Consider the following 24,668-nt stretch of genomic DNA (forward strand, 5'->3'; position numbering starts at 1 on the left):
CGGGGTTAGACATGAGCGACCAATCCCTGACGGGTCAGGGTCAGCCAGCGGTCGGCGGCGGCGCCCACCTTCTCCGAGTGGGTGACGATCAGCAGGGCGGCGCCGGCCTCGCGGGCCTGGCCGGCCAGCAGGTCCATGATCCGGCCGGAGGTTTCCGGATCGAGATTGCCGGTCGGCTCGTCGGCCAGGATGAGGGCCGGTCGGTGGACCAGGGCGCGGGCGATGGCCACCCGCTGCAGCTCTCCGCCCGACAGCTGGCGGGGGTAGTCGCCGCCCCTGCCCTGCAGGCCGACAGCGTCGAGCAGGGCGGTGGCCTTCGCCAGGGCCGCATCCGGCGGGGTGTGAGCCAGGACCAGCGGCAGGGCGACGTTGCGGGCCAGGGTCAGGTGCGGCAGCACATGGAAGGCCTGGAACACAAAGCCGATGCGGTCGCGGCGCAGCAGGGTGGCGCCGTCGTCGTCGAGGCCCGACAGCGACTGGCCGCCGATGACGATCTCGCCCCGGTCGGCGCGGTCGAGGCCGGCGATCAGGTTGAGCAGGGTGGACTTGCCGACGCCGCTCTCACCCATGACGGCGACGAACTCACCGGGGGCGACGGCGAGATCGAGGCCAGAGAACAGGACCCGGCCGCCGGGCAGGGACTTGGTCAGGCCGTGCAGGGCGAGCATGGGCGAGGAGGACGGGAAGACGATCATCAACCCGACTCTAGCGGCTGTTGCTGTGAGGGGAAGGCGGACCGACCGCGGCCCGATATTTTCCGCGGCGAAGTTCCAGATTCCTCAAACTGGGTTTAGCTATTCCTTGACGGGCGTTATGTCGTTCGCAATTTTGCCGAGAAATGTCCGACCTTGGGGAGGCTTCGATCATGGCTGCGCCGCGCCTGGAAGACCAACTGGAATTTGTCGCCAGCATGCCCGACGCTCGGGCCGAAGCGCACTATCTGGAGCATTCGATCAACCGGTTGCGGTCCGACGCCCCGGCCGATCACCGCATCCTCGGCGTCACCGTGACCCTCCAGGCCGGCGAGCGGCTTCACAAAGCGCTGCACACCGATCGGGCCAGCCAGAAGATCGAGCGCAACACGCCGCCGCCGGACGTGCGCAGCCTGACCATCCTGTGCGACACCCTCTACCTCAATAGCCCCTTGTGTGTGCCCCAGGCCGACGTGAAGCTCTTCGCCCGCGAGATCGTCTTCGGTCCGGGAGCGTTCATCGACACCTCGCCGCTGGACTGGCGTTCGAACAAGGCGCGGGACGCGTCCGAGACCGGCGGCGACGGCGAGAGCGGCGCCCACGGCCGCAACGCCGGGTCGCTGACGGTGATGTGCAAGCGGGTCTGGCAGGGTCAGCCCGGCGCCCTGAAGCGGCTGGCCGTGGAACCCAACCGCCTGATGGCCAATGGCGGCCGCGGCCAGGACGCCGGCGAGGGCAAGAACGGCGAAGACGGCGTGTCGCGCAGAGTCTGGTACGGCGCCGAGTACTCGTATCGCGAATGGCCGTTCGGCACGACGACGTTCAAGCCGAAATTTGATCCGCCTGCCTATTACTACAAGGCCGATATCCATGTGCTGTCGAAGATCTCAGCGGCAAGCGACCAGGAGGGTCAGACCTCGCCTCCGACCTCCGGAACAGACGCGGTGCCGCCCGGGCTCCCGGGCAATGCGGGGGACGCCGGGCTGCTGACCACCAACCAGGCCGACCTGCTGAACTGCTATATCGGCGAGCCGGGACGCGCCGGCCGGGAGGCGCGGGACGTGCGCGGCGGCAGGGGCGGATCGCCGACCAAGTCCGGCAAGTACGAGATGGTCTGGTATTACGACGTGACCGGATCGGACAACGGCAGCGTCGAGTACACCTCGCGCGCGACCACCACGACCACCGACGGGGTCAGCCATAGCGCCAAGAGCGCGGCCAAGACGACCGGCGCGGCGCCGCGCCCGGTGTTTCCGCCCTGGTCCCATGCCTGGCTCCACCCCCAGCTGCTGCGTCACATGCGGATGTTCATCCGCGACCTCTATCTGTCCGGCGACCTGGAGCGGACTGGCGCCCTTCTGGAGGCCTATGAGGAAGCGCTGCTGGAGGGCGTTCCCGATCAGCACCCCTCGGCCGAATGGACACCCGACGTGGCGCCGGAGTGGGCGGCCGGAGCGGCCGAGATCGCCACCCTGAGGAACCGGCTGACTCGCAAGGAGGACTATTTCGGCAACCCCGCAGGTTGGGCGCCGTTGCTGTCGCTGCAGGGCTCGATGCGGGCCTATGACCTGGAAGCGGAATCGGCGCTGCGCACCCTGTTACTGGCGCGCTGGGTGTCTTCGAAAGCAAAGTCCCAGGCCAATGCCGCGGCCGCCTGTGACGAAGCGATCGGCGTGCTGACCGCCAACTCGGCGAAGGTGGCGGCCGAGATGGACAAGTCTCGGGAGGCGCTGACCGGGCTGGAGGCGTCTATGAAATCGGTCTCCGACAGCCTGGACAAGACCACGGTCAAGCTTCTGGAGCTGAACACCAAACTGACCAACCAGGCCTCAGCCACGGCCACAAGGAAGGCTCACATCAAGGCGGCGATCAACATGGGGGCGGCCCTGTTGCAGGTGATCCCGGTCGGTCAGCCAGCGCTGGGCGCGCTGGGTAACCTGGCCACCGTGGCCGCGGACTTCAACGACAAGGATCCGGCCGACTCGATCAAGAGGGCGGGTGACAGCCTGACCAGCTCCCTGACGGCGGCCAAGGAGGCCAAGAGCGCGGCCGAAAAGGCGGTCAAGGCCGCGGTCAAGGAGGCGAAGGAAGAGGGCAAGACCGACGAGGAGATCGCCGCCATCCGCGACAAGAAGCCCTCGATGCTGGCCAAAGCCGGCGCCGGGGTCGGTCCGGCCATCGGCATGGTTTCCAAGGCCCTGGGATCGCTGCAGGTGTCGCGCAGCGAGATCGACGCGGAGCTGGAGAAGCTGAAGGCGACCAGCCCCGAATGGGAGGAGATCAGCGAGGACCTGAAGGCCCTGATCGAGAAGAAGGCGACCTTCTTCGCCGAACTGACTTCGACGATACAGAAACTGGGCGAGGGGTACGCCCGGGTGACAACCAACGCCTCGGCCGTGGTCACCCTGGGCGGTCAGCGGGGCGCGGCTCTGGCCAGCCTGGACCCGGCGGCGCTGCAGGCCATCGCCGACCTTGACCAGCGTGCGCGCACCGCCCTGACGGCCAATCTCTACCTGCTGGTGCGGGCCTATGAGACCACCGCCTTCAAGCCGGCCGAGGTCAACTGGGCGATGGGCCAGGTGTTCGACAAGATCGAGGCGCTGCTGAACCAGAACAAGGACAAAGACGTCCAGACGGTGCTGGCCGAGGCCAAGGCGCTGGCTCCGATCTTCGAAGCCAATCTGAAGACCCTGCGCGACCGGCTGCTGGCCGACGGGTTGTTGCAGACCCAGAGCATGACCATGGAGCTGACGCTCGGTCCCGACCACCTGGCCGAGCTTAATCTGCTAAACGATCAGAAGCCGGTGGATATCGATCCGGTGCGGCGCAACCTGCTTCTGCCGCGCTATCACCGCGACCTGCTGTCAAAGGTGGTGCTGGACGAGATCGTGTTCGAGGAGGGCCAGCCCCGCTCGGGCAACGCCATCCTCACCCTGACAGCGGGCGCCGCGGGCATCGTGCGGATGAACCAGCATCTGTTCGGAGTTCGGCGGGATGCGCCGATAGTGTGGACTTGGACTTACGGGTTCTCGGGCAAGAAGCTGACGCCGACCACGCCCAGCCTGTCGTCCCTGGACCTGCTCAACATGTTGCTGAAATCGACGGACGTGGACATCCGCCAGAAATTCGCCCTGCCGCCTCTGTGGTCGGACCTCTCCCTGGAGTTCGCCTACAGCGACCTGCCCGACGGCGCGACGCCGCCAAGGATCGCCCGGCTGGTGTTCAGCGTCCAGATTGAGCGGGCGGCGGCGCGGGCCGACCAGATCGTGCTGGACCTGAGGAGCAGCGATCCCGACGCCGAGGTGATGTTGAGCAGCGAGGATCTCGGCGGCCGACGCGACGGGGCCGGCGACTTTCACCGCATCTACAGCCGCGGAGCGACGGTCGAGATGAAGGCCAAGGCCAGCACGGGCTGGGTGTTCGACCACTGGGAGGTGGCGGGCCAGGCGCGCGAAGGGGCGGCGTTGACCGTGGACCTCAAGAAGGACCAGCAGGTGCGGCTGGTCTGCCGACCCGCCTAGAGCCTCACGTTGCCGAACTTGCCAGCGTTGTAGTCGGCGATGGCCTTTTGAATCTCGGGTATGGTGTTCATGACGAATGGCCCGTGGGCGACAACCGGGGCGCCGATGGGGTCGGCGTGGCCGAAGGCGAGGCGGGCCTCGGGGGCGGCCTCGATTTCCAGGTGGTCGCCGGCGAGGTCGAGGGTGACCAGGGTCCAGCGCGGGATGTCGCGGCCCTCGATGTGGACGGCGCCGTCGACCACGTAGAGGAAGACGTTGCGGCCGGCGAGGCCGTCGAAGTGGATGCGGCCGCCGCCTTTCAGGTCGAGTGTCGACATGAAGACGCCGGTCAGGCTGTCGATGGGCCCGACCGTGTCGCCATATTGTCCGGAGATGAGGTGCAGGCGGGCGCGGCCGTCGTCGGTCTCGTGGACGGGGATGTCCTGCGCCTGCAGGCCGATGTAGCGGGGCGCGGTCATCTTCAGGGCCGGGGGCAGGTTGACCCAGAGCTGGAGGATTTCGAGGGCGCCGCCCTGTTGCTTGAAGGCGGCCGGGGAGATTTCGGCATGGACCAGGCCGGAGCCGGCGGTCATCCACTGCACCCCGCCGGCCCGGATGACGCTCTCATGGCCGCCGCTGTCGAGGTGGGCCATCTCGCCGGCCAGGATGAAGCTGACGGTCTCGAAGCCGCGGTGCGGGTGGGGGCCGAAGGGCAGGCCGCGATTGTTCGGCGGATAGGTCTGCGGGCCGTGGTGGTTGAGGAACAGGAAGGGGTCGACCTGCTCGAGGCCGGGACCCGGCAGCGGGCGGCGAGTGACGAGATCGGCGATGTCGTCGCGGCGGGCGGGGTGCAGGGCGAGGACGATCTTGTGGGGCATGGAGTCTACTTCGTCGCGCGCGGACCGTTCGGCAAGGGTGCGCCCTCTCAAACTCTCCCCCCGCGAAGCGGGAGGAGGACAGATTTCGAGCCTTGGCGAGAAATCAGGAGGCGGGCCCCACCGGCGGTTGGAGGTTCCTTCTGCCACAGGGGAGCCCCCCTCCTGCTTTGTCGCTCACGCTCCAAAGCGGTCCTCCCCCCGCGACGCGGGGGGAGAGTTTAACTTTGCGGGCCGCGCCCTCAAGCGGGTTGTTTTAGGGGACTGAGCGGGCCTACCCTGACGCCAAAGGGAGAACGCGCATGAAGTACCGCCAGCTTGGGTCGAGCGACCTGATGGTTTCCGAGATTTCGCTCGGCTCGTGGCTGACGGCCGGGGTCGGGGTGGAGAAGGATACCGCTATCGCCAACATCCGGCATGCGCTGGACCTGGGGATCACCTTCCATGACACGGCCAACGTCTATGGGCGCGGGGCGGCCGAGACGGTGACGGGCGAGGCGCTGGCCGGCGTGCCACGCGACAGCTACATCCTGGCCACCAAGCTGTGGGGCGACATGGGCGGCGGCGACCAGGGGCTGTCGGCCGCGCAGGTGCACAAGCAGATCGACGCCTCCCTCAAGCGTCTTCGGACCGACTATGTCGATCTCTACCAGTGCCACCGGTACGATCCGGCGACGCCGCTGGAGGAGACCATGCAGGCGCTGAGCGAGGTGGTGAAGGCCGGCAAGGCGCGGTGGATCGGGTTTTCGGAATGGTCGCCGGACAATATCCGCGATGCGCTGGCCATCCCGGGCGTCGAGAAGTTCGTCTCCAGCCAGCCGCAGTACAGCCTGCTGTGGCGGCGGCCGGAGAAGGAGGTCATCCCGCTGTGCGCCGCCAACGGCATCAGCCAGATCGTCTGGTCGCCGCTGGCCCAGGGGGTGCTGACCGGAAAATACGACCCCGACTCCCCGCCCCCGGCCGACAGCCGGGCGGCGAGCGACAGCATGAGCGGGGCGATCAGCCGCTGGATGGAGAAACCCGTCCTGATGGCGGCGCAGGCGATGAAGCCGCTGGCCGCCGAGGCCGGCCTGACCCTGGCGCAGTTCGCCCTGGCCTGGGTGCTGCGCGAGCCGAACGTCGCCTCCTGCATCGTCGGAGCCAGCCGGCCCTCGCAGCTGGACGACAACGCCAAGGCCGTCGAGGCGAAAGTCGATCCGGCCCTGTTCGCGGAGGCCGAGAAGATCGCCGCCGCGGCCCGTGAGGCGGCCCGCTGATGCTGGCCCGGACACCGAAACCCGTCTGCATCGAATGTCGCCTGGCCTATGGGGCGCCGGGCTGGGTCTTCTATCACGGCGAGCGGCAGGAGGGGCCGGCCTACTGGTCGGACCGGGGCCTGCTGTGCTCGCCGGTCTGTGCGACAGGCCATGCGAAGAAGCGGTTCGCCGAGGGGACGATGATCAAGGGCTCGGTCGAGTGCCCGGTGGACTGGTACGCCTATTGATCAATCGCGGTCGCTCCCCCTCAGGGGGAGCTCCCCGCGAAGCGGGGTGAGGGGGTCAACCGTCGGCACCTGTGAGCTGACGCCAACCTTCGCCGACGGTGACCCCCCACCACCACGCGCGTATTCGCGCGCGGTCCCCCGCCCCCTGAGGGGGCGGAACTGCGCGGGTCTAGTCGAACCGCCTCAGCCAGCCGTCCACCGCCGTCAGCCAGCGGCCCGGCTGGTCGTTCTGGATGGCGTGGGCGGCGCCGGAGATGACCTGGGCCTCGCCGCGCGGGATCAACCGGGCGAAGCGGCGGGCGGTGTCCGGCAGGATGGCGTCGAACTGGCCGCTGAGGATCAGGGTCGGGGCGGTGATGCGCTTCAGCAGCGGGGTCCCGTCATAGGTCTTGAGCTGGCCGTTGGAACGGAACTCGTTGGGGCCCCAGAGCGCCTGGTAGAGCCGGGGGTTGAAGCCCATGGGCAGGCTCTTCCGATAGGCCTGGGCCCAGGCGGGGCGGCGCTCGATGGCGTTGAACTGGTTGTAGAAGATGTCGGTCGCCGCCTCGCAGCCCGGGCTGTCAGCGGTGAGGACGTCGCATCGGGTGAGTTCGGCCCGAACGTGGGCCGGCAGGGTGGCGCGCAGGCGGCGGGCGTCGGCGAGCCAGACCGGGGTCGAGATCAGCGGGCCCTGCAGGATCAGACTGGCGAGACCGGGCGGGCGGCGGGCGCCGTACTCCAGCCCCAGCGTGCCGCCCCAGCTGTGGCCGAGGACATGCAGGCGGTCGAGGTTCAGCGCCCGGCGGATGGGATCGATCTCGGCGACGAAGCGGGGCACGGTCCAACTTCGGGGATCGCCGGGGGCGTCCGAGCGGCCGCAGTCGAGCTGGTCGTAGAGGACGACGGCGCGGTCGGCGCCGAGGGCGATGGCCTGCAGGTTGGCGGCATGGCTGCCGCCGGGGCCGCCGTGGATCATCAGCAGCGGCGGGCGACGGGCGGTGAGGTCGCCGTTGACGCGGACGTAGACCCGGCCGCCCGGGACGGGAACCATCAGCTCGCGGTCCGGGGGCGGGACGGCGGTCAGCGGGGACGGGGCGGCGTGGGCGGCGCGCGGCAGTGCGGCGGCGGTGAGGAGGGCCAGCGCGGCGCGGCGGGTGTGAAGCTGGGTCATTGGAACCGCCATGGGGCCGGAAGATCGTAACCCCTCGCCCGCGAGGGAGAGGGAGGGGCCCGCCCGCGTAGCGGGTGGGAGGAGAGGGTTTACAGGCGATCAGGAGGGGCCCGCCACGCGCCGCCGCATGCCTTCCGACGTTCGTAAACCCTCTCCTTCCCACCGCCTTTGGCGGCGGGGATGGTTTCCTTTCCCTCGCGGGAGAGGAGCTGGGTTGGGCGGGTCCTGTGCGGACTGGACGCTAGCCACCGGCGAGGCTTCTGGCCCGGTCGGTCAGCGCGGCCCAGGCTTGCGCAACATCCGGCGTCCAGTCCTCGCCCAGACCCTCGCGCACCACCTCCGCCACGACCGGGAAGAAGTCGGCGAACACCGCCGGTTCGACGCCGAGGCCTTCGTGATTGATCCGTTCGATGGCGATCAGGCGGGCGCCCTGGTCGCCGCCTTCGGCAAGGTCCAGCAGGGCGGCGAAGGCCTGGGACAGCATCTCGCCGCGGGCGGCGCCGGTGCGGTCGCCGACGAACAGCGGCTTGGCGTCCGGCCGGACGGCGAAGAGGCGGGCGTAGACCCGGGCGGTCGGATCACCCTGGCGTTCGGCCAGGCGTTCGAGGGACTGGCGGATGAGGTCGGCGGCCATGACCCTACTGTGGCCCGGTCCGCGCCGGATGGCGAGCTAGACCGGATCAGGCGGATCGATACGGCGCCAAAGGGCCTCCAGCACCGCATAGAGGCCGAAGGCGGCGAGGCCCAGGCCCGTCACGAACAGCACCGCCGATCCGAAGGGCTGGGCCTCGAGGGACTGCAGGGCGCCGCCGAGGTTGCGCACCTCACTGGCGCGGGCGTCCCAGCCGGCCCGGACCAGGATCAGGCCCAGAGGCAGGAAGGCGAGCCCGCGCATGCCATAGCCGATGCGACCGACCCAGCAGGCCCAACGTCTGGTTCCGGCCTTGCAGCCCAGGCGCTTGCCAAAATCGGTGCGGAAAGCCTGGACGACGCCGGCGACGCCGACCGCCAGCACGAAGACGCCGACGATCAGCAGCAGCCAGCCGCCGAACGGCAGGCTGAGCAGCTGGGCCGCGCCTTGCTGGGCGCTCTCGGTCTCATCGGCCTCGCCGTAGTCTTCCAGTTCGTCGAGCAGCTCGAGGATCGACCAGGCCAGGGCGCCGTAGACCAGGCCGCTGATCGCCTGGCCGGCGCGGCTGGCCAGGCCCTTGGGATCGCTGCCCTGGCGATCGGCGTCGAACACCGCCTGCACGCCCCGCCAGAGGGCGAAGCCGATCAGGCCGATAGCGATGAGGGCGGCCCAGACCTGACCCAGCGGCCATTCGGCCAGCGCCGCGATGGCGCCCTTGGCCCCGGTCGGAGTGCGGGCCAGTTCGATCGCCGAGGAAGCGGCCAGGCCGCCGATGCTCAGATAGACGAAGCCGCGCGCCGCATAGCCGGCCCGCGCTGCCCATTCGAGGGCGACGGCGGGTTTCGACGGCTTGCGACGGGTCCAGGGAAGCCGGCTCCAGAAGCCGGCCGCCATCAGCCGCCACTCGGCAGCTTGGGCGCCTGGATGTCCGGGGCCTTGATGTTGACGTCGACCTCTTTCTTCTGGGTCAGGCCGCCGCCGAAGATCAGGAAGGCGCCGATGACCACCACCAGCACCAGCAATCCCCCGACGACGAAGGCGAGGCCCGAATTGCCGCCGCCCGTGTTTCCTTCAGCCATCTGATTGTCCTCCAGCCTTTGCAGACTGTCCAAGCGCGGGGCCGCGGGCTTGGTTCCGGCGCGGGCCGCCTGGCCCCGGACGGGGACAAAAAAGGCCCGCCGGTTTCCCGGCGGGCCTTCCTTGTTTCACAGGGAGGGAGCGACGCTCCCGCCCATCAGTTGCCGGGCAGCTTGCAGGGGCCGAAGGGCTTGGCCTGAGAGCAGGACAGGACCTCGACCGCCTTGGTCGAACCGCGCGCGTAGCCGAGCACATAGGAGCCGTTGCCGTCGGCGCAGTTGGCTTCGATGTAGACGGCGGTGTCGCTGGCCTTGTCCATCGCACGGGTCTCGCGGACCTGGCAGGTGCTGGTGTCGCGCAGGGACTTGATGTCCTTGGTGATCTGGGCGTAGCCGGGGTCCTTCTTGGTGAAGGAGCAGCGGTAGCCTTGCGCCTCGGAGATGGCGCAGGGGTAGACCACGCCGCTGGCGGCGCCCTTGAACTCGATGACGGCGCCGTCGGGGCGGTCGTTGCACTTCAGCTCGACGATCTCTTTGTTTGGCACGTTGAAGATGCCGTACTGGGCGACGTCGCAGGTGAAGCCGACCTTGCCGGCCAGGCGGGTGTAGAGGCCGTTCTGCTCGGTCTTGGCGGCGCGGGCGTCGGTCATGGTGCAGCCGCCGCCGACGAAGTCGGCATCGGCGCAGGCCACGGTCTTGCCGTTCTTGCCGTCGGCCAGCTGCTCCAGCATGTAGCCGTCGCCGGCCTGGCAGGAGACTTCGAACCAGCTGGAGCCGGCCACGGTCGAGAGGACGTAGCGCTTGTCCTTGATGGCGCAGGTCTTGCCCGAGCTGACCACCAGGGCGTCGACGACGGCGAGCTGGCTGGCCCGGTCGGTCAGCTGGCAGGCGCGGGTGTCGGCGGCGTCGAAGCTGATGCAGCTGTTGGCCTTGACTTCGCCCGACAGGTTGGCCGGCGAAGCGGTTTCGACGACGAAGCCGTTGCCGGGGCCGCAGGCGACCTCGATGTAGGTCTTGGTCGGGCTGGCGCCGATGTAGCGGTAGCCGCTCGGGGTGCAGCTCTTGCCGGCCTTGGCCAGGTAGGGGGCCAGCTGGGCCTGCAGGTTGGCGTTGCCGGCCAGGCGGCACTTCAGCGGGTTGTCGACTTCCTTGTCGCCCTGCTTCACTTTCTTGTCGGCGTCGAAGCAGGGGTAGAGGGTGGCGGTCGGCTTGGCCGGATCCTGGGCCACGAGGTAGCCGAAGCCCTGGTCGCAGGCGACTTCGAAGTAGTTGGTCTTGGTCTTGCTGTCCGTCAGCATGAAGCGGGCTTCGGTGACGTTGCAGGCCAGGCCGGCGGCCTTGGCCAGAGCCGGGGCCTCGGCCATGCCGCGATCACGGTCCTTTTGGGCGATCGCGCCCGGGACAGCGGCGGCTTCCTTTTCCTTCTTGGGAGCCGCGACGGTGACGGCGGAGGTGGCGAGCATCGCCAAGACGACAGCGGCGGCGACGCCGAAACGGTTGCGACTCATGTCTACCCGAGCTCCTGGGGGATAGGCTGTTATTTTGGGGGTTTTAAACGCCCCGATCTCTGGCCGGTCAAGATGTCTAACCTTACAGGCGCAATTGCGGCGTCCGCGTGAACGCGGGATGATGGCGGCGTTCATCGGAGAGACACTGTGCACGACGGCGTGGAAGACATCTCGGCGGAGCTTCGCCGGCCCAAGCTCGACTACCCGTTCGAGACCGTGCCGACGCCGGGCGCGGGCGACGCGGTGGAGATCGCGCCGGGGGTTCTGTGGCTGCGCCAGCCGCTGGGCGGGCCGTTGGGTTTCATCAACGTCTGGGCCCTGGCCGACGGCGAGGGCTGGTGCATCGTCGATACCGGCATGCAGACGCGCGAGACGGCGCAGGCCTGGCGCGAGGCCTTCAAGGGCGCCCTGGGCGGAAAGCCGATCACCCGGGTGATCGTCACCCACCTGCACCCCGACCACATCGGCCTGGCCGGCTGGATGACCCGCAAGTTCCAGTGCCGGCTGTGGATGACGCGGCTGGAGTATATCCAGTGCCGGATGCTGGTGGCCGACACCGGGCGCGAGGCGCCCGAGGACGGCCTGCGGTTCTACAAGGCGGCCGGCTGGGACGAGGACGCCATCGACAACTACCGGGCCCGCTTCGGGGGCTTCGGCAAGGGCATCTACCAGCTGCCCGACAGCTATCGGCGGATGAGCGACGGCGAGACCTTCCGCATCGGCGAGCATGACTGGACGGTGATCACCGGCAACGGCCATTCGCCGGACCATGCCTGCCTGTGGTGTCCGGCGCTCAACCTGTTCATCAGCGGCGACCAGGTGTTGCCGCGGATCAGCAGCAACGTGTCGGTGTTTCCGACCGAGCCGGACGGCGATCCGCTGACCGACTGGCTGGAGAGCCTGGCCAAGCTGAAGGCCTCGATCCCGGCCGGGGTGCTGACCCTGCCGGCCCACAACGACCCCTTCTACGGCGTCCACGCGCGGCTCGACCACCTGGCGGCCGGGCATGAGCGGCAGCTGGGCCGGCTGGAGAAGTCGATCAGTGAGGCGCCCAAGCGGTCCATCGACGTGTTCGGCAGCCTGTTCGCCCGGCCCATCGGTCCGGAGCTGATGGGCATGGCGACGGGCGAGAGCCTGGCGCACCTGAACTGCCTGATCGGGCGGGGACGGGCCGTGGCGGAGACGGATGCGGACGGGGTGACGTGGTATCGGGCGGCGTGATGTACCGCCGGCGCTCCGACATCTGGTTTGAGCGCACAGCCTTTGGCCGGTCCAAGCCGGTCACTGTAGCTGGCGCGTTCGTGCTGATTGTCGGCATCGGTGGCGGCGGCGGCCTGTTCTGGCTGTCGCTATGGCTGCTCAACAGCGGGCTCCCGGGTTGGCTGGCCAACGTCAGCTTCGGGCTGACGGCGGTGGAAATGCTGACCACTTGGATTGTCATCGCAACCCACACCGGCGGCCGGGACGAGATCGAGGGCAGTGACATCGTCGACGAAGCTCGCCGGGTGCTACGCGAGCGGCGCGACAGCTGATCCTTGCCCAGCCCGCCGCTGACCAAAGCAGGCATCGAATTTGTTTCGCACACGAACTTGATGTTTCGCATACGAAGCATATAACAGTGGCATGGCTCCGCCTCCCAACCGTCGGCTGATGTTCCTGCTCAGCGCCGCCAACCGGCGGGTGCAGCGCTGGATCGAGGCCGAGATGGCGGCCAAGGGCGGGCTGACGAGCGCGCAGTCCGGCGTGCTGTTCTTCCTCGGCAAGCAGGACGGGGCGCTGATCGGCGAGGTGGCCGAGGCGCTGGATACGGCGCCCAGCGCCATGAGCGGGCTGATCGACCGCATGGAGCGGGCGGGCCTGGTCGAGCGGCGGGCCGACCCCGGCGACGGGCGGGCGCAGCGCATCCACATGACCGACAAGGGCCGGGCCGGGCGCGACTACGCCAAGGCCGGGCTGGACTACATCAACAATCAGATCACCGACGGCTTCAGCGAGGCCGAGATCGACACCGTCGCCCGCTGGCTGACCAGCCTGCAGGCCCGTTTCCCGCAAGGAGCCCCCAAATGAGCGACCATATCCTCGTCGAGATCGAAGCCGGGGTGATGACCCTGACCTTCAACCGGCCCGACAAGAAGAACGCCCTGACCGACGGCATGTACAAGGTGCTCGCCGACAGCCTGGGCCAGGCCGAGACCGACCCGGCCATCCGGGCGGTGCTGTTCAAGTCATCCAGCCCGGCCTTCAGCGCCGGCAACGATGTCAGCGATTTCGCCGCCCAGAATTCGTCGGGCGACACCAGCCGCGACGCCGGCGAGCGTCCGGCCGGGGAGCGCAATGTGACCCGGTTCCTGAAGGCCCTGGCCCGGGCCGAGAAGCCGCTGGTGGCGGCGGTGCAGGGTCTGGCGGTCGGGGTCGGGACGACGATGCTGCTGCATTGCGACCTGGTCTATGTCTCGCCGGAAGCCAAGCTGACGACGCCGTTCGTGGGCCTGGCCCTGGTGCCGGAAGCGGCGTCGAGCTGGCTGCTGCCGGCCCGGATCGGCCATGCGCGGGCCTATGCGATGTTCGCGCTGGGCGAGGCGATGATGGGCGAGGAGGCGGTGACGACGGGGATCGCCAACAAATGCCTGCCGTCCGATGAGGTCGTGGGGGCGGCGATGGCGGCGGCCCAGGCGCTGGCCAAGCGGCCGATCGGGGCGCTGAAGGTCACCAAGCGGCTGATGCGCGACGCCGACAAGATCGCCGAGCTGATGGATATCGAAGGCCGATACTTCGGCGAGCGTCTGCAGTCGGCCGAGGCGGCGGAGGCCTTCGCGGCCTTCTTCCAGAAGCGTCCGGCGGACTTTTCGAAGGTCGGCTGAGCCGCCTTCCAACAAAACAAACGGAGGAAACACCCATGAGCGATCGCATCACTTCGCCCTTCCAGCGCTACTCGACCGCCCGCGAGGTGGTCGCGGGGCATGACCTGAGCGGGCAGACCATCATCGTCACCGGCGCCGCCACCGGCATCGGCGTCGAGACCGTGCGCGCCCTGGCCGAGGCCGGCGCCGACGTCGTCATCGCAGCCCGCAAGCCGGACCTGGCGGCGGCGGCCATTGCCGACGTCGAGAAGACGGCCAAAGGCAAGGTCAGCTTCGAGATGCTCGACCTGTCCGACTTCGCCTCGATCCGCGCCTTCGGGGCGCGGTGGGGCGCGCGGCCGCTGAACATCCTGATCAACAATGCCGCCGTCATGGCCTGTCCGCTGGATCACACCAAGGACGGGCTGGAGATGCAGATCGGCACCAACCATTTCGGCCACTTCCTGATGACGGCGCTGCTGACGCCGGCGCTGATCGCCGGGGCCAAGGCGAGCGGCAAGACCTCGCGGCTGGTGTCGCTGTCGTCGATCGGCCATGTGCGCAGCGACATCCGCTGGGACGACCCCCACTTCCGCCAGGGCGACTATGAGAAGTGGGCGTCCTACGGCCAGGCCAAGACGGCCAATGCCCTGTTCGCCGTGGGCTTCAGCAGGCGGTTCAGGGACCAGGGCGTCACCGCCAACGCCGTCATGCCGGGCGGCATCCTCACCCCGCTGCAGCGTCACCTGCCCATCGAGGAACAGCGGGCGATGGGCTGGCTGGACGAGAACGACAAGGCGGTGACCGGCTTCAAGACCACCGAACAGGGCGCCAGCACCAGCGTCTGGGCGGCGGTGGGGCCTGAGCTTGAGGGGATTGGCGGGCTGTACCTGGAAGACTGCGCCCAGGCCGTGCCGTGGTCGAAGGAGAACCCGCGAGCCGGTGTGATGCCGCATGCGCTGAACCCGGAAAGCGCCGAGCGGCTTTGGGCCTTGAGCGTGGAGACGACAGGGGCTGGTGCATGAAACTGATTGCCATGCTGGCCGGCGCCCTAGCGCTGGCCGGCTGCGCGACGCCGACCGGGCCGGAGAAATTGACGCGGCTCGACCAGTTCATCAACCTTGCCATCGGAACCTGGGTGTCTGAGCCGGACGGCAGCGACCCGGGCTGCCCGGGGCAGACCGTGGTCATCGCGCGCGTCACAGAGAACATGCGGGATCCGGTTTCAGACTACCGCTGGCTTACCAGTCGGACTGCCCGCAATGGGATCGAGTCGCCAGACAGTCGGCGTGTGGTCTTGATGACGCCGATGCGAGACCGAGACGTCGCACTGATGCCCTACCGGGGAGACCCCGCCGACCTGCTGGGCGAGGATCGCGAACAGGCCATGTATTCAAGACTCACCATGGACTGCCGGGCTCGCCTGTCCAAAATCCGCGACGGCATGCGAATGACCGGCTGCAGCTTCCGGAATCCCGCCGACTGGCTGGAGTCCGAACTTGTGACTTTGTCCAGCGACGAGATGGTGACCTTGGTCAAGGCTCGCACCGTAGACAGCTTGACCGTGCGTAGGGCCAGTTGCCGGTTCCGGCGCCAACAACCATAGCCAGGAGACGATCATGAGCCTCGCAGGCAAGACCCTGTTCATCACCGGCGCCAGCCGGGGCATCGGCCTGGCCATCGCCCTGAAGGCCGCCAAGGACGGCGCCAACATCGCCGTGGCGGCCAAGACGGCCGAGCCGCACAAGCATCTGCCGGGGACCATCTATTCGGCGGCGGCGGAGATCGAGGCGGCGGGCGGAAGGGCTCTGCCGCTGGTCGTCGACGTGCGGGACGAGGCCTCGGTATACGACGCGGTCGAGAAGACGGTGGCGGCGTTCGGCGGCATCGACATCTGCGTCAACAACGCCTCGGCCATCCAGCCGACCGGCACCGAGCAGACCGAGATGAAGCGGTTCGACCTGATGAACCAGGTCAACGCGCGCGGAACCTTCCTGACCTCCAAGGCCTGCATCCCTCACCTGAAGAAGGCGGCCAATCCGCATGTGCTGGCCCTGTCCCCTCCCCTCGATCTGGCCCCGCACTGGTTCGGGCGGCATGTCGCCTATTCGATGGCCAAGTACGGCATGAGCCTGTGCATGCTGGGGATGAGCGACGAGTACCGGGGCCAGATCGCCTTCAACGGCCTGTGGCCGCGCACCGGCATCGCGACGGCGGCCATCCAGTTCGCCCTGGCCGGCGACGACGGCATGCGGATGTGCCGCACGCCGGAGATCATGGCCGACGCGGCCTATGCCATCTTCAACAAGCAAGCTTCCACCTTCACCGGCAATTTCCTGATCGACGACAGCTTCCTCTATGGTGAGGGCGTGCGGGATTTCGAGCCCTATCGCGTCGATCCGAGCCGGCCGCTGATGCCCGACTTCTTCGTGCCCGAAGACATGCCGCCGCCACCCGGAGTGAAGATCGGCTGACGGCCATTTCAAGCAACAGTCTTGAACAATCGTCCATTTCGGCGGACGGTGTTCCCTCGTCGTCTGTTCCCGGGGGAATTGGGATGCGATTTGCCGTCGTTCTGGCCGCCGCCGCGCTGATGCTGCCGCTCGCCGCGCAGGCCCAGGTCAACACCATCACGGCCAGCCCGAAGGCCAAGGCCGAGCAGAAGTCGATGCGGTCGGACGGGACCCTCTGCAAGAGCCGGACGGTGCTGGGCAGCCGGTTGCCGACCCGCAAGGTTTGCCGCACGCCTGAGCAATGGGCGGCCGAGGAAAAGCACGCCAAGGAAGAGTTGGAGAAAATCCAGCACAACGGCGCCATGCGCAATTGCATCATCGGCCCCAACGGGGTCTGCATCCAGTCATGATCAAGTCTGAGGGGACAACCATGAAACGTCTGATCGCCGGGGCCTGCGCCCTCGCCCTGCTCGCGCCGACCGCCGCCTTGGCGCAGGTGCAGACCATCACCGCCAAGCCCGGCACCGTCGGCAGCGACGGCCGCAAGGTGAAGGACAAGGACGGGCGCCTGTGCAAGGTGCTGGTCGTTACCGGCAGCCGCATGCCGACCAAAAAGGTCTGCAAGACCGCCGAGGAATGGGACCGCCAGTCGGACGACGCCAAGCGCGAGCTGGAAATGCAGATCCGGCTGAACAGCACCGTCAACAAGATCCAGAACGCCAGTGGCGGTCGCTAGACAGGGAGAAGAACGATGATCATCCGCACTCTGATCGTTTCGGCGGCGATGGCCGCTCTGGCCATGCCGGCCATGGCCGCCCCGGGGGCTTTCCGGGCCACCGAACCGACCGCCACCACCGTCGCCCCGGTGGCGATCGGCGGCGACAAGAAGAGCCATGACGACGACAAGTCGCGCGTGGTCTGCAAGCGGGTCAACCCGACCGGTTCGCGCACGCCCGGCAAAAAGCTGTGCCGGACGGCCGGCGAATGGGCGGCCGACGAGCAGAACGCCAAGGAAAACCTCGACGACATCACCCGTCGCAGCCTGACCAGCGCGCCGAAGTCGTAAGACCTGGATCGAGCGGGCGCTAAGCCCGCTCGAACACCGCCGCGATGCCCTGACCGCCTCCGATGCACATGGTCTCGAGGCCGTAGCGGACCTCGCGGCGTTGCATCTCGTGCAGCAGGTTGGCCAGGATGCGGCCGCCGGTCGCGCCGATGGGGTGGCCGAGGCTGATGCCGCCGCCGTTGACGTTCAGCTTGTCGCGGTCGTCCCAGTTCCAGCCCTTGAGCACGGCCAGCACCTGCGGGGCGAAAGCCTCGTTCAGTTCGACCAGATCGATGTCGCTCCAACCGAGACCGTTGCGGGCGAACAGGCGCTCGACGGCCGGCACCGGGCCGATGCCCATGCGCGAGGGCTCGCAGCCGGCGGCGGCCCAGCTGTGGAACCAGCCGATGGGTTCGAGGCCCAGTTCCTCCAGCTTGTCCTCGGCGACCACCAGGCAGGCGGCGCCGGCGTCGTTCTGCTGGCTGGCGTTGCCGGCGGTGACGACGCCGTCCTTCTCCAGGGCGCGCAGCTTGCCGAGGCTCTCCATCGTGGCGTCGGCGCGGTAGCCCTCGTCATGTGCGAAGACGATAGGATCGCCCTTCTTCTGCTTGACCGAAACCGGCACCAGCTCGTCGGCGAAGCGGTTCTCGGCCCAGGCCTTGGCGGCGCGCTGGTGGCTCATCACCGCATATTCGTCAGCCTCCTCGCGACTGATCTGGTAGTCGCGGGCCAGGTTGTCGGCGGTCTCGATCATGCCGCTGATGACGCCGAAGCGCTCGACGGGCTGGCTCATCACCCGGCCGCGGGCCAGGCGATCGTGCATGACGACGCTGCCGGCGCGGGCGCCGTTGCGCATGTCGGTCGAGTAGTACTCGACATTGCTCATGCTCTCGCAGCCGCCGGCGATGACGACGTCGGCGGCCCCGGTCTGGATGCGCATGGCCGCGTCGATCACCGCCTGCAGCCCTGAGCCGCAGCGGCGGTCCATGGAGACGCCGGGGATGCCGATCGGCAGGCCGGCCTGCAGCAGCGACCAACGGGCGATGCAGGGCGCCTCGCCGTTGGGATAGCCATGCGCAAACGTGACGTCGTCGATCCGTTCCGGGTCGATCTTCGTGCGTTCGACCAATTCCTTGATGATGACGCCGCCGATCTCGCCGGCGGTCATGCTGGCGAGGCTGCCCTGGAACTTGCCGACGGCGGTGCGGAGGGGGCTGACGATAGCGGCGCGGCGCATGAGCTTGATCCTCAGATCGGGTCGTATGGGAACACCGAGGCGGACGCGCCGGTGTCGAAGAAGCTGTTCTTCATCGCCGGAAGGGCGACGTCGAGCAGCGAGCGGGGGGTCCAGCCTTCGAGGTTGGCCATGTTGCGGACCGGGCGGGGCTGGTCGAACAGGATGACCTCGTTGCCGCGCACGGCGAAGATCTGGCCCGAGACGTCCTTGGCTTCCGGGCTGGCGAGCGCCACGGCCAGCTGGGCGACCTGGTCGGCGCGCATGGCGTTCTTCATCCGGCCGACGCGCTCGGCCGAGGCCTCGTCCTTGACCGGGATGGTGGCGATCATCCGGGTCCAGGCGAAGGGGGCAATGATGTTGGAGCGGACGTTCTTCAGCGCCCCTTCCATGGCCAGGATGCGCGAGAGGCCCATGACGCCGAGCTTGGCGGCGGCGTAGTTGGCCTGGCCGATGTTGCCGATCAGCCCAGAGGTCGAGGTGAAGTGGACGTAGGAGCCTTCCTGCTGGTCGCGGAACAGTTCGACGGCGGCGCGGGAGACGTTGTAGGCGCCGCGCAGGTGAACCTCGATGACGCGGTCCCAGTCCTCGTCGTCCATCTTGTGGAACATCTTGTCGCGCAGGATGCCGGCCGGATTGATGATGGCGTGCAGGCCGCCGAACTCGTCCTTGGCCTGTTCGACCATGGCCTTGACGGCGGCCATGCTGGTGACGCTGTCGGAGTTGGCGACGGCCTCGCCGCCGGCGGCCTTGATCTCGTTGGCGGTCTGTTGCGCGGGGCCGGCGTCGCCCTCGTCGCCGCCGCCGACGCTGCCGCCCAGGTCATTGACGACCACCTTGGCGCCCTCGCGCGCGGCCAGCAGCGCGCACTCCTTGCCGATGCCGCCGGCGGCGCCGGTGACGATCACGACCTTGCCCGACAGAACGCCCATGGAAGCTCTCCCTCAAACGATTGTTGGCTTCGGTTTAGGGGGGAGACGCAGGGTCAGGCAAGGGGGACTGGTTGCGCGCGCAGACGGTCAGACGACGGCGCGCCAGCGGTTGGCGCGCGCTACCTGTCCCCGATCGGCGCAGGTCGGGGACAGGAACGCCGCTCCAGCCGCGAAGGCAATCGGGTCGCGCCTTTGCGCGGCGATCCAGTCCCCCGCTAGACCAACCGGTCGGCCTTGCGCAGTTGCGGGAACATCCAGGCCCAGAGGCCGGTGACGGCCAGGGCTCCGACGCCGCCGAACACCGCCGCCCCGACAGGGCCCAGGAAACGGGCCACGAGGCCGGTCTCGAATTCGCCAAGCTCGTTGGAGGCGCCGATGAACAGCGACGAGACGGTGGCGACCCGGCCACGCATATAGTCGGGGGTGGCCAGCTGGATCAGGGTCTGGCGGACATAGACGCTGACCATGTCGGCCCCGCCGAGGATGGCCAGGGCGGCGACCGAGAGCCAAAGCGACTTCGACAGGCCAAAGACGATGGTGAAGGCCCCGAACAGGGCGACGGAAAGGAACATGATCAGGCCGGCGCGGCGATGGATCGGGTTGGCCGCCAGATAGACGGCGACCAGGGCGGCGCCGATGGCCGGCGAGGCGCGCAGCAACCCGAACGCCCAGGCCTGCTGGTCGGGCGTCAGGACAAGCACGTCGCGGGCGAACACCGGCAGCAGGGCGACGGCGCCGCCGAGGATGACGGCGGCAAGGTCCAGGGAGATGGCCCCGAAGACGATCTTGTTGTTCCAGACATAGGCCAGCCCCTCCTTCATCAGGGACCAGCGGGAGCCGGGCTGCAGCTGGGGTTGGGCGTTGCCGCGGATCATCAGCATGCAGAGGCCGGCGACGATGTAGAGGATCAGGGAGGCGGTGTAGGGGGCGCTGAGCGAGACGGCGATCAGGAAGCCGCCCAGGGCCGGCCCGATGATCGAGCCGGTCTGCCAGGCCAGCGAATTCCAGGCGATGGCGCGCGGCAGCAGGGCGCGGGAGACCAGCATGGGGCCGAGCGCCGTGTTGGCCGGCGAGAAGTAGGCCCGGGCCGCGCCGAAGACGATGGCGGCGCCCAGCAGCAGTGGAATCGTCTCGCGCTGCCAGAAGGCGGCGGCGGCGAGGGCGGCGGCGACGATGATCTCGACGCCATAGCAGATCAGCACGATGCGGCGGCGGTTGTGGCGGTCGGCGGTCTCTCCGGCCGGCAGGGCCAGCAGCAGAACGGGCACGAAGGAGACCAGCCCGATCAGGCTGACCATCAGGGCCGACTGCTTCACGTCCATGGTGCGGCGGGCGATGTCGTAGACGTGCCAGCCCAGGGCCACGCTCTGGATCTGGACGCCGAGCACGGCGGTCCAGCGGGAGAACCAGAAGAAGACGTAGTCACGCTCGCGCAGCAGGGCGCGGACGGAGGTGTCTTCGGGATCGGCGGGCGTATCGGGGGAGTCGCTCATGGGCGCGCCTAGCTTGGCCTTTGGGGCCACGCGCTGCAACGGCGTTGACGCTGGTTCGTTGGAGCCCTATTGGCCGCGCCGTGATGAAGGCTCTGCGACGAACCCCCTTCCGCGTCCGACCCGGGCGCCGTTGACCGCTCACCGGCAGGGCCGGGCGAGCCCCTGTTCCTGTTGCCTGTGCTGAGCCCCATGACCGACATCACCTACCGTCCCGAAGCGCCCGAGGATGCGCCCCTGATCCTCGACCTGACCGACCGGGCCTTTGGGCCCGGGCGCTATGCCAAGGCGGCCGAGCGGCTGCGCGAGGGCAATGTGCTGATCGCGGACCTGTCGATCAGCGCGTGGCGCGGTGAGGCGCTGCTGGGGTCGGTGCGGATGTGGCCTGTGAAGGTTGGGGATGGGACGAGCGTTTTCCTTGGGCCGATCGCGGTCGAGGCGGACGCGCGCAAGCACGGGATCGGCGCGGAGCTGGTGGCGCGGGCCTGCGCGGCGGCGAAGGCGGCCGGCTGGGGAAGCGTCTTCCTGGTCGGGGATGCGCCGTACTTCGGACGGATGGGATTTGAGCCGGCGCCGGGGGTGCGGATGCCGGGGCCGGTGGATCAGCGGCGGGTGCTTTGGAAGGCGTTGGCGGATGACGCCGTAGCGCCTGAAGGCCTGGCGCGGGTTTAGAGGAAGCGGCGCGGAAGTCGCTCTCCGCCCCAGGGGCGGAGAGCGAGAACCTTGCGCCTTCGCGCTAGGCGGCGGCCTTCAGGCCCGCGTGGACTTCCGCCACGATCTCGTAGGACTTCAGCCGCGCCTGGTGATCGAAGATCTGCGCCGTGATGATCACCTCGTCCACCTGGGTGCGGTCGATGAAGGCCTGCAGGCCGGCGCGGACGACGTCGCGGTCGCCGACGGCCGAGCAGCTCAGAGCATTGGCCAGCATGCCCGCCGCCTGCGGGTCCAGGCGCTCGCCATAACCTTCGATGGGCGGCGGCAGCTGGCCGGGGTTGCCGGTGCGAAGGTTGACGAAGGCCTGTTGCAGGGAGGTGAAGAGCAGCTTCGCTTCCGCCGTCGTATCGGCGGCGAAGATGTTGAAGCCGGCCATGACGTAGGGCTTGTCGAGATGTTCCGAGGGGCGGAACTGGCGGCGGTAGAGGTCGAGGGCGAAGTCGAGTTCGCCGGGGGCGAAGTGGCTGGCGAAGGCGTAGGGCAGGCCGAGCGCGGCGGCCAGCTGGGCGCCGTAGGTGCTGGAGCCAAGGATCCAGACCGGGACGTTGGTTCCGTAGCCGGGCACGGCGCGGACGCGGGCGTCGGGGTTGTCCGGGCCCAGGTACTGGATGATCTCCAGCACATCGCGCGGGAACTGGTCGATGTTGCCCGACAGGTTCCGGCGCAGGGCCTGGGCGGTCAGCTGGTCGGTGCCGGGGGCGCGGCCGATGCCCAGGTCGATGCGGTCCGGATAGAGGCTGGCGAGCGTGCCGAACTGCTCGGCGATGATCAGCGGGGCGTGGTTGGGCAGCATGACGCCGCCGGCCCCGACGCGGATGGTCTTGGTCTGCTGCGCCACATGGCCGATGACGATGCTGGTCGCGGCGCTTGCGATGCCCTTCATGTTGTGGTGCTCGGCCAGCCAGAAGCGCTCATAGCCGAGACGCTCGGCGGTCTGGGCCAGGGAGACGCTGTTGGCGAAGGCCTGGGCGGCGTTGCTGCCCTGGGCGATGGGAGCCAGATCGAGGACGGAGAGCTTGGTCATGGGTTGCATATAGGAACGGACCTGCCTTGCATCCAAGCCGTAACGCTGGTGTTTTCCCTCAATAGAGCGTATCAGCCCCGCCCTCCCGCGTGCGCCATTGTGCACTGCACCATGAAACGACCCTGAATGACCTTCCCCGCCAGCCACCCCGCCCTCGACGCGGCGCTCCTCGAGCGCGGCTATGAAACCCCGACCTCCGTCCAGTCCGCCGTGCTGGAAGCCTCCGACGGCCAGGACCTGCTGGTCAGCGCCCAGACGGGCTCGGGCAAGACCGTCGCCTTCGGCATCGCCATGGCCGAGAGCCTGCTGGGGACCGAAGAGCGGTTCGGCCGCGCCGATGCGCCGCTGGCCCTGATCATCGCCCCGACCCGCGAACTGGCCATCCAGGTGCAGCGCGAGCTGACCTGGCTGTACGGCAAGACCGGCGCCAAGATCGTCTCCTGCGTCGGCGGCATGGACGCCCGGGCCGAGGCCCGCGCCCTGAACTTCGGCGCCCATATCGTCGTCGGCACCCCCGGCCGCCTGCGCGACCACCTGGAACGCGGCAATCTGGAACTGACCAGCCTGAAGGTCGTCGTGCTCGACGAGGCCGACGAGATGCTGGACCTGGGCTTCCGCGAGGACCTGGAATTCATCCTCGAGACGGCGCCGGAAACGCGCCGCACCCTGCTGTTCTCGGCGACGATCGCCAAGGACATCGCCCTGCTGGCCCGCAAGTTCCAGAACGACGCCCTGCGCATCGACACCACCAGCAAGGACCAGCCGCACGTCGACATCGACTACCGCGCCGTCCGCGTGGCGCCGAACGAGGTGGAGCATGCCGTCGTCAACGTGCTGCGCTACTTCGAATCCCCCGGCGCCCTGGTCTTCTGTCACACCCGTGAAGCCGTGCGGCACCTGCAGGCGTCCCTGAAGGAACGCGGCTTTGCCGTCGTCGGCCTGTCCGGTGAACTGAGTCAGCGCGAACGCTCCGATGCGCTGCAGGCCCTGCGTGACGGTCACGCCCGCGTCTGTGTCGCCACCGACGTCGCCGCGCGCGGCCTCGACTTGCCCGACCTCGGCCTCGTCATCCACGCCGACCTGCCGCAGAACAAGGCCACCCTGCTGCACCGTTCGGGCCGGACCGGCCGCGCGGGCCGCAAGGGCACCAGCGTTCTGATCGTGCCCTACACCCGTCGCCGCAAGGCGGAGATGCTGTTCGGCTCGGCCAACATCGACGCCGGCTGGAGCGGCCCGCCCGGGGCCGAGGAAATCCGCGAGCGCGACAAGGCCCGCCTGCTGGAAACGGCGATGACCTTCGAGCCCGTGGGCGAGGAAGACCTGGCGCTGGGCAAGCTGCTCTTGGAACAGAAGACACCGGAAGAGATCGCCGGGGCCTTCATGCGCCTGCAACGCGGCGGCCTGCCCGAGCCGGAAGAACTGTACGACGACGGCCGCGGCGCCGATGCGCGCCCCGCCAAGGGTGCGCCGCGCGAGCGGTCGGAACGCTCCGAGGCCCCGCGTGGCGGCTACGACCGTCCCGAGCGCGTCGAGTACGCGCCGCGTGAGCCGCGCGAAGGCGGCATGACCGACGGCATCTGGTTCCGCCTGAACGTCGGCCGCGGCAAGAACGCCGACCCGAAGTGGATCCTGCCGATGATCTGCCGCCTGGGTCACGTGACCAAGAAGGACGTCGGCTCGATCAAGATCTTCGACAGCGAGACGAAGTTCGAGATCAGCGCCGAAGCTTCGGTGCGGTTTGCCGAAGCGGTGCGGGCGACGTCGCGGGAAGACGTGAAGATCGAGCCGTCGACGGCGCCGGGCATCGGCGATACCCGCTCGCCGCGCCCGGCCGGTCCGGCTCCGCGTCCGGCAGGGCCGTCGGGCGCCGGACCGGGTGGTCCGCGCAAGCCGTATGGTGAGAAGAAGCCGTACGAGAAGAAACCGCCGTTCAAGGGTCCGCCTCCCGGCAAGGCGGGGTTCAAGAAGCATAAGCCGTAGACTTCGCGCAGGCCCTTCTCCCGCTTGTCGGGAGAAGGTGG

The 24,668-nt window shown here is 68.6% G+C and carries 26 protein-coding genes; 15 read left to right on the forward strand and 11 right to left on the reverse strand.

Features of this window, described 5'->3' with window-relative positions; all coding sequences use genetic code 11:
• Positions 1–5: 5 nt before the first annotated feature.
• Entirely contained in the window at positions 6–695 is a 690-nt protein-coding gene (locus O5I81_RS17750) for an ABC transporter ATP-binding protein (protein ID WP_271066191.1), read from the reverse strand.
• 170 nt (positions 696–865) lie between these two features.
• Here O5I81_RS17750 and O5I81_RS17755 point away from each other — a divergent pair, with 170 nt between their 5' ends.
• Positions 866–4,213, forward strand: coding sequence for a hypothetical protein (locus O5I81_RS17755; RefSeq protein WP_271066192.1), 3,348 nt, complete (start codon positions 866–868; stop codon positions 4,211–4,213).
• Here O5I81_RS17755 and O5I81_RS17760 read toward each other — a convergent pair.
• Entirely contained in the window at positions 4,210–5,070 is an 861-nt protein-coding gene (locus tag O5I81_RS17760) for a pirin family protein (protein WP_271066193.1), read from the reverse strand. The two genes, O5I81_RS17755 and O5I81_RS17760, sit on opposite strands and share 4 nt — an antisense overlap.
• A gap of 299 nt (positions 5,071–5,369) precedes the next feature.
• Here O5I81_RS17760 and O5I81_RS17765 point away from each other — a divergent pair, with 299 nt between their 5' ends.
• Together O5I81_RS17765 and O5I81_RS17770 are read left to right on the forward strand one after the other, a co-directional pair.
• Positions 5,370–6,323: an aldo/keto reductase family protein gene (locus O5I81_RS17765; protein ID WP_271066194.1), complete on the forward strand. Its 954-nt coding sequence runs from the start codon at positions 5,370–5,372 to the stop codon at positions 6,321–6,323.
• On the forward strand, positions 6,323–6,550 hold the full coding sequence (locus O5I81_RS17770) for a hypothetical protein (protein WP_271066195.1): 228 nt from the start codon (positions 6,323–6,325) through the stop codon (positions 6,548–6,550). The genes O5I81_RS17765 and O5I81_RS17770 overlap by 1 nt, the downstream gene beginning before the upstream one ends.
• Positions 6,551–6,719: 169 nt before the next feature.
• Here the strand turns inward: O5I81_RS17770 and O5I81_RS17775 are convergent, their stop codons facing one another.
• The 5 genes from O5I81_RS17775 to O5I81_RS17795 form a co-directional block, all read right to left on the reverse strand.
• Positions 6,720–7,700 carry a proline iminopeptidase-family hydrolase gene (locus O5I81_RS17775; protein WP_271066196.1) on the reverse strand — a complete coding sequence of 327 codons (981 nt, stop codon included), beginning with the start codon at positions 7,698–7,700 and terminating at the stop codon, positions 6,720–6,722.
• Positions 7,701–7,941: 241 nt separating this feature from the next.
• The gene (locus tag O5I81_RS17780; protein WP_271066197.1) at positions 7,942–8,334 is read right to left on the reverse strand and encodes a globin; all 393 of its coding nucleotides are present in this window, start codon (positions 8,332–8,334) and stop codon (positions 7,942–7,944) included.
• Positions 8,335–8,370: 36 nt separating this feature from the next.
• Positions 8,371–9,225: a DUF1206 domain-containing protein gene (locus O5I81_RS17785; protein ID WP_271066198.1), complete on the reverse strand. Its 855-nt coding sequence runs from the start codon at positions 9,223–9,225 to the stop codon at positions 8,371–8,373.
• Positions 9,225–9,410, reverse strand: coding sequence for a hypothetical protein (locus tag O5I81_RS17790; protein WP_271066199.1), 186 nt, complete (start codon positions 9,408–9,410; stop codon positions 9,225–9,227). Before O5I81_RS17790 ends, O5I81_RS17785 begins: the two co-directional genes overlap by 1 nt.
• Before the next feature lie 155 nt (positions 9,411–9,565).
• A complete protein-coding gene (locus O5I81_RS17795) occupies positions 9,566–10,915 on the reverse strand; it encodes a hypothetical protein (protein ID WP_271066200.1) in 1,350 nt (449 codons plus the stop codon).
• 147 nt (positions 10,916–11,062) lie between these two features.
• Here O5I81_RS17795 and O5I81_RS17800 point away from each other — a divergent pair, with 147 nt between their 5' ends.
• The 10 genes from O5I81_RS17800 to O5I81_RS17845 all read left to right on the forward strand — a co-directional run bounded on the left by O5I81_RS17800 (position 11,063) and on the right by O5I81_RS17845 (position 17,274).
• Positions 11,063–12,136 carry an MBL fold metallo-hydrolase gene (locus O5I81_RS17800; RefSeq protein WP_271066201.1) on the forward strand — a complete coding sequence of 358 codons (1,074 nt, stop codon included), beginning with the start codon at positions 11,063–11,065 and terminating at the stop codon, positions 12,134–12,136.
• Entirely contained in the window at positions 12,136–12,447 is a 312-nt protein-coding gene (locus tag O5I81_RS17805; protein WP_271066202.1) for a hypothetical protein, read from the forward strand. The genes O5I81_RS17800 and O5I81_RS17805 overlap by 1 nt, the downstream gene beginning before the upstream one ends.
• A 91-nt stretch (positions 12,448–12,538) precedes the next feature.
• Positions 12,539–12,982, forward strand: coding sequence for a MarR family winged helix-turn-helix transcriptional regulator (locus O5I81_RS17810; protein ID WP_271066203.1), 444 nt, complete (start codon positions 12,539–12,541; stop codon positions 12,980–12,982).
• Positions 12,979–13,776 (forward strand): enoyl-CoA hydratase-related protein, encoded by a 798-nt coding sequence (locus O5I81_RS17815; RefSeq protein WP_271066204.1) that lies wholly within the window; start codon positions 12,979–12,981, stop codon positions 13,774–13,776. The genes O5I81_RS17810 and O5I81_RS17815 overlap by 4 nt, the downstream gene beginning before the upstream one ends.
• Positions 13,777–13,811: 35 nt before the next feature.
• Positions 13,812–14,780, forward strand: coding sequence for an SDR family NAD(P)-dependent oxidoreductase (locus O5I81_RS17820; protein WP_271066205.1), 969 nt, complete (start codon positions 13,812–13,814; stop codon positions 14,778–14,780).
• Positions 14,777–15,361, forward strand: coding sequence for a hypothetical protein (locus O5I81_RS17825; protein WP_271066206.1), 585 nt, complete (start codon positions 14,777–14,779; stop codon positions 15,359–15,361). The genes O5I81_RS17820 and O5I81_RS17825 overlap by 4 nt, the downstream gene beginning before the upstream one ends.
• A 13-nt stretch (positions 15,362–15,374) precedes the next feature.
• Entirely contained in the window at positions 15,375–16,229 is an 855-nt protein-coding gene (locus O5I81_RS17830; protein WP_271066207.1) for an NAD(P)-dependent oxidoreductase, read from the forward strand.
• 83 nt (positions 16,230–16,312) lie between these two features.
• On the forward strand, positions 16,313–16,618 hold the full coding sequence (locus tag O5I81_RS17835; protein ID WP_271066208.1) for a hypothetical protein: 306 nt from the start codon (positions 16,313–16,315) through the stop codon (positions 16,616–16,618).
• 20 nt (positions 16,619–16,638) lie between these two features.
• Positions 16,639–16,944 (forward strand): hypothetical protein, encoded by a 306-nt coding sequence (locus O5I81_RS17840; protein ID WP_271066209.1) that lies wholly within the window; start codon positions 16,639–16,641, stop codon positions 16,942–16,944.
• A gap of 15 nt (positions 16,945–16,959) precedes the next feature.
• Positions 16,960–17,274: a hypothetical protein gene (locus O5I81_RS17845; RefSeq protein ID WP_271066210.1), complete on the forward strand. Its 315-nt coding sequence runs from the start codon at positions 16,960–16,962 to the stop codon at positions 17,272–17,274.
• 19 nt (positions 17,275–17,293) lie between these two features.
• Here O5I81_RS17845 and O5I81_RS17850 read toward each other — a convergent pair whose 3' ends face one another.
• The 3 genes from O5I81_RS17850 to O5I81_RS17860 form a co-directional block, all read right to left on the reverse strand.
• Complete coding sequence (locus tag O5I81_RS17850; RefSeq protein ID WP_271066211.1) at positions 17,294–18,490, reverse strand: acetyl-CoA C-acetyltransferase; 1,197 nt, start codon at positions 18,488–18,490, stop codon at positions 17,294–17,296.
• Between the two features lie 11 nt (positions 18,491–18,501).
• A complete protein-coding gene (locus O5I81_RS17855) occupies positions 18,502–19,419 on the reverse strand; it encodes an SDR family NAD(P)-dependent oxidoreductase (protein ID WP_271066212.1) in 918 nt (305 codons plus the stop codon).
• A 215-nt stretch (positions 19,420–19,634) separates the two neighbouring features.
• Entirely contained in the window at positions 19,635–20,912 is a 1,278-nt protein-coding gene (locus O5I81_RS17860) for an MFS transporter (RefSeq protein ID WP_271066213.1), read from the reverse strand.
• A gap of 189 nt (positions 20,913–21,101) precedes the next feature.
• On the opposite strand from O5I81_RS17860, the gene O5I81_RS17865 reads away from it, so the two are divergent.
• A complete protein-coding gene (locus O5I81_RS17865; protein ID WP_271066214.1) occupies positions 21,102–21,581 on the forward strand; it encodes an N-acetyltransferase in 480 nt (159 codons plus the stop codon).
• A 64-nt stretch (positions 21,582–21,645) separates the two neighbouring features.
• On the opposite strand, the gene O5I81_RS17870 is transcribed toward O5I81_RS17865, so the two are convergent.
• A complete protein-coding gene (locus O5I81_RS17870) occupies positions 21,646–22,647 on the reverse strand; it encodes an LLM class flavin-dependent oxidoreductase (protein WP_271066215.1) in 1,002 nt (333 codons plus the stop codon).
• Positions 22,648–22,773: 126 nt separating this feature from the next.
• On the opposite strand from O5I81_RS17870, the gene O5I81_RS17875 reads away from it, so the two are divergent.
• Positions 22,774–24,627 carry a DEAD/DEAH box helicase gene (locus O5I81_RS17875; RefSeq protein WP_348637269.1) on the forward strand — a complete coding sequence of 618 codons (1,854 nt, stop codon included), beginning with the start codon at positions 22,774–22,776 and terminating at the stop codon, positions 24,625–24,627.
• The last annotated feature ends 41 nt before the right edge of the window (positions 24,628–24,668 follow it).

The organism is Caulobacter sp. NIBR1757, assembly GCF_027912495.1.
GTDB lineage: Bacteria > Pseudomonadota > Alphaproteobacteria > Caulobacterales > Caulobacteraceae > Caulobacter.

Coding starts and splice junctions, on each gene's coding strand:
- O5I81_RS17770 (WP_271066195.1), top strand. CDS start 6,323: ATGCTGGCCCGGACACCGAAACCCGTCTGCATCGAATGTCGCCTGGCC.
- O5I81_RS17750 (WP_271066191.1), bottom strand. CDS start 695: ATGATCGTCTTCCCGTCCTCCTCGCCCATGCTCGCCCTGCACGGCCTG.
- O5I81_RS17805 (WP_271066202.1), top strand. CDS start 12,136: ATGTACCGCCGGCGCTCCGACATCTGGTTTGAGCGCACAGCCTTTGGC.
- O5I81_RS17870 (WP_271066215.1), bottom strand. CDS start 22,647: ATGACCAAGCTCTCCGTCCTCGATCTGGCTCCCATCGCCCAGGGCAGC.
- O5I81_RS17810 (WP_271066203.1), top strand. CDS start 12,539: ATGGCTCCGCCTCCCAACCGTCGGCTGATGTTCCTGCTCAGCGCCGCC.
- O5I81_RS17840 (WP_271066209.1), top strand. CDS start 16,639: ATGAAACGTCTGATCGCCGGGGCCTGCGCCCTCGCCCTGCTCGCGCCG.
- O5I81_RS17855 (WP_271066212.1), bottom strand. CDS start 19,419: ATGGGCGTTCTGTCGGGCAAGGTCGTGATCGTCACCGGCGCCGCCGGC.
- O5I81_RS17825 (WP_271066206.1), top strand. CDS start 14,777: ATGAAACTGATTGCCATGCTGGCCGGCGCCCTAGCGCTGGCCGGCTGC.
- O5I81_RS17820 (WP_271066205.1), top strand. CDS start 13,812: ATGAGCGATCGCATCACTTCGCCCTTCCAGCGCTACTCGACCGCCCGC.
- O5I81_RS17780 (WP_271066197.1), bottom strand. CDS start 8,334: ATGGCCGCCGACCTCATCCGCCAGTCCCTCGAACGCCTGGCCGAACGC.
- O5I81_RS17785 (WP_271066198.1), bottom strand. CDS start 9,225: ATGGCGGCCGGCTTCTGGAGCCGGCTTCCCTGGACCCGTCGCAAGCCG.
- O5I81_RS17845 (WP_271066210.1), top strand. CDS start 16,960: ATGATCATCCGCACTCTGATCGTTTCGGCGGCGATGGCCGCTCTGGCC.
- O5I81_RS17795 (WP_271066200.1), bottom strand. CDS start 10,915: ATGAGTCGCAACCGTTTCGGCGTCGCCGCCGCTGTCGTCTTGGCGATG.
- O5I81_RS17815 (WP_271066204.1), top strand. CDS start 12,979: ATGAGCGACCATATCCTCGTCGAGATCGAAGCCGGGGTGATGACCCTG.
- O5I81_RS17835 (WP_271066208.1), top strand. CDS start 16,313: ATGCGATTTGCCGTCGTTCTGGCCGCCGCCGCGCTGATGCTGCCGCTC.
- O5I81_RS17790 (WP_271066199.1), bottom strand. CDS start 9,410: ATGGCTGAAGGAAACACGGGCGGCGGCAATTCGGGCCTCGCCTTCGTC.
- O5I81_RS17850 (WP_271066211.1), bottom strand. CDS start 18,490: ATGCGCCGCGCCGCTATCGTCAGCCCCCTCCGCACCGCCGTCGGCAAG.
- O5I81_RS17775 (WP_271066196.1), bottom strand. CDS start 7,700: ATGACCCAGCTTCACACCCGCCGCGCCGCGCTGGCCCTCCTCACCGCC.
- O5I81_RS17860 (WP_271066213.1), bottom strand. CDS start 20,912: ATGAGCGACTCCCCCGATACGCCCGCCGATCCCGAAGACACCTCCGTC.
- O5I81_RS17765 (WP_271066194.1), top strand. CDS start 5,370: ATGAAGTACCGCCAGCTTGGGTCGAGCGACCTGATGGTTTCCGAGATT.
- O5I81_RS17875 (WP_348637269.1), top strand. CDS start 22,774: ATGACCTTCCCCGCCAGCCACCCCGCCCTCGACGCGGCGCTCCTCGAG.
- O5I81_RS17830 (WP_271066207.1), top strand. CDS start 15,375: ATGAGCCTCGCAGGCAAGACCCTGTTCATCACCGGCGCCAGCCGGGGC.
- O5I81_RS17865 (WP_271066214.1), top strand. CDS start 21,102: ATGACCGACATCACCTACCGTCCCGAAGCGCCCGAGGATGCGCCCCTG.
- O5I81_RS17760 (WP_271066193.1), bottom strand. CDS start 5,070: ATGCCCCACAAGATCGTCCTCGCCCTGCACCCCGCCCGCCGCGACGAC.
- O5I81_RS17755 (WP_271066192.1), top strand. CDS start 866: ATGGCTGCGCCGCGCCTGGAAGACCAACTGGAATTTGTCGCCAGCATG.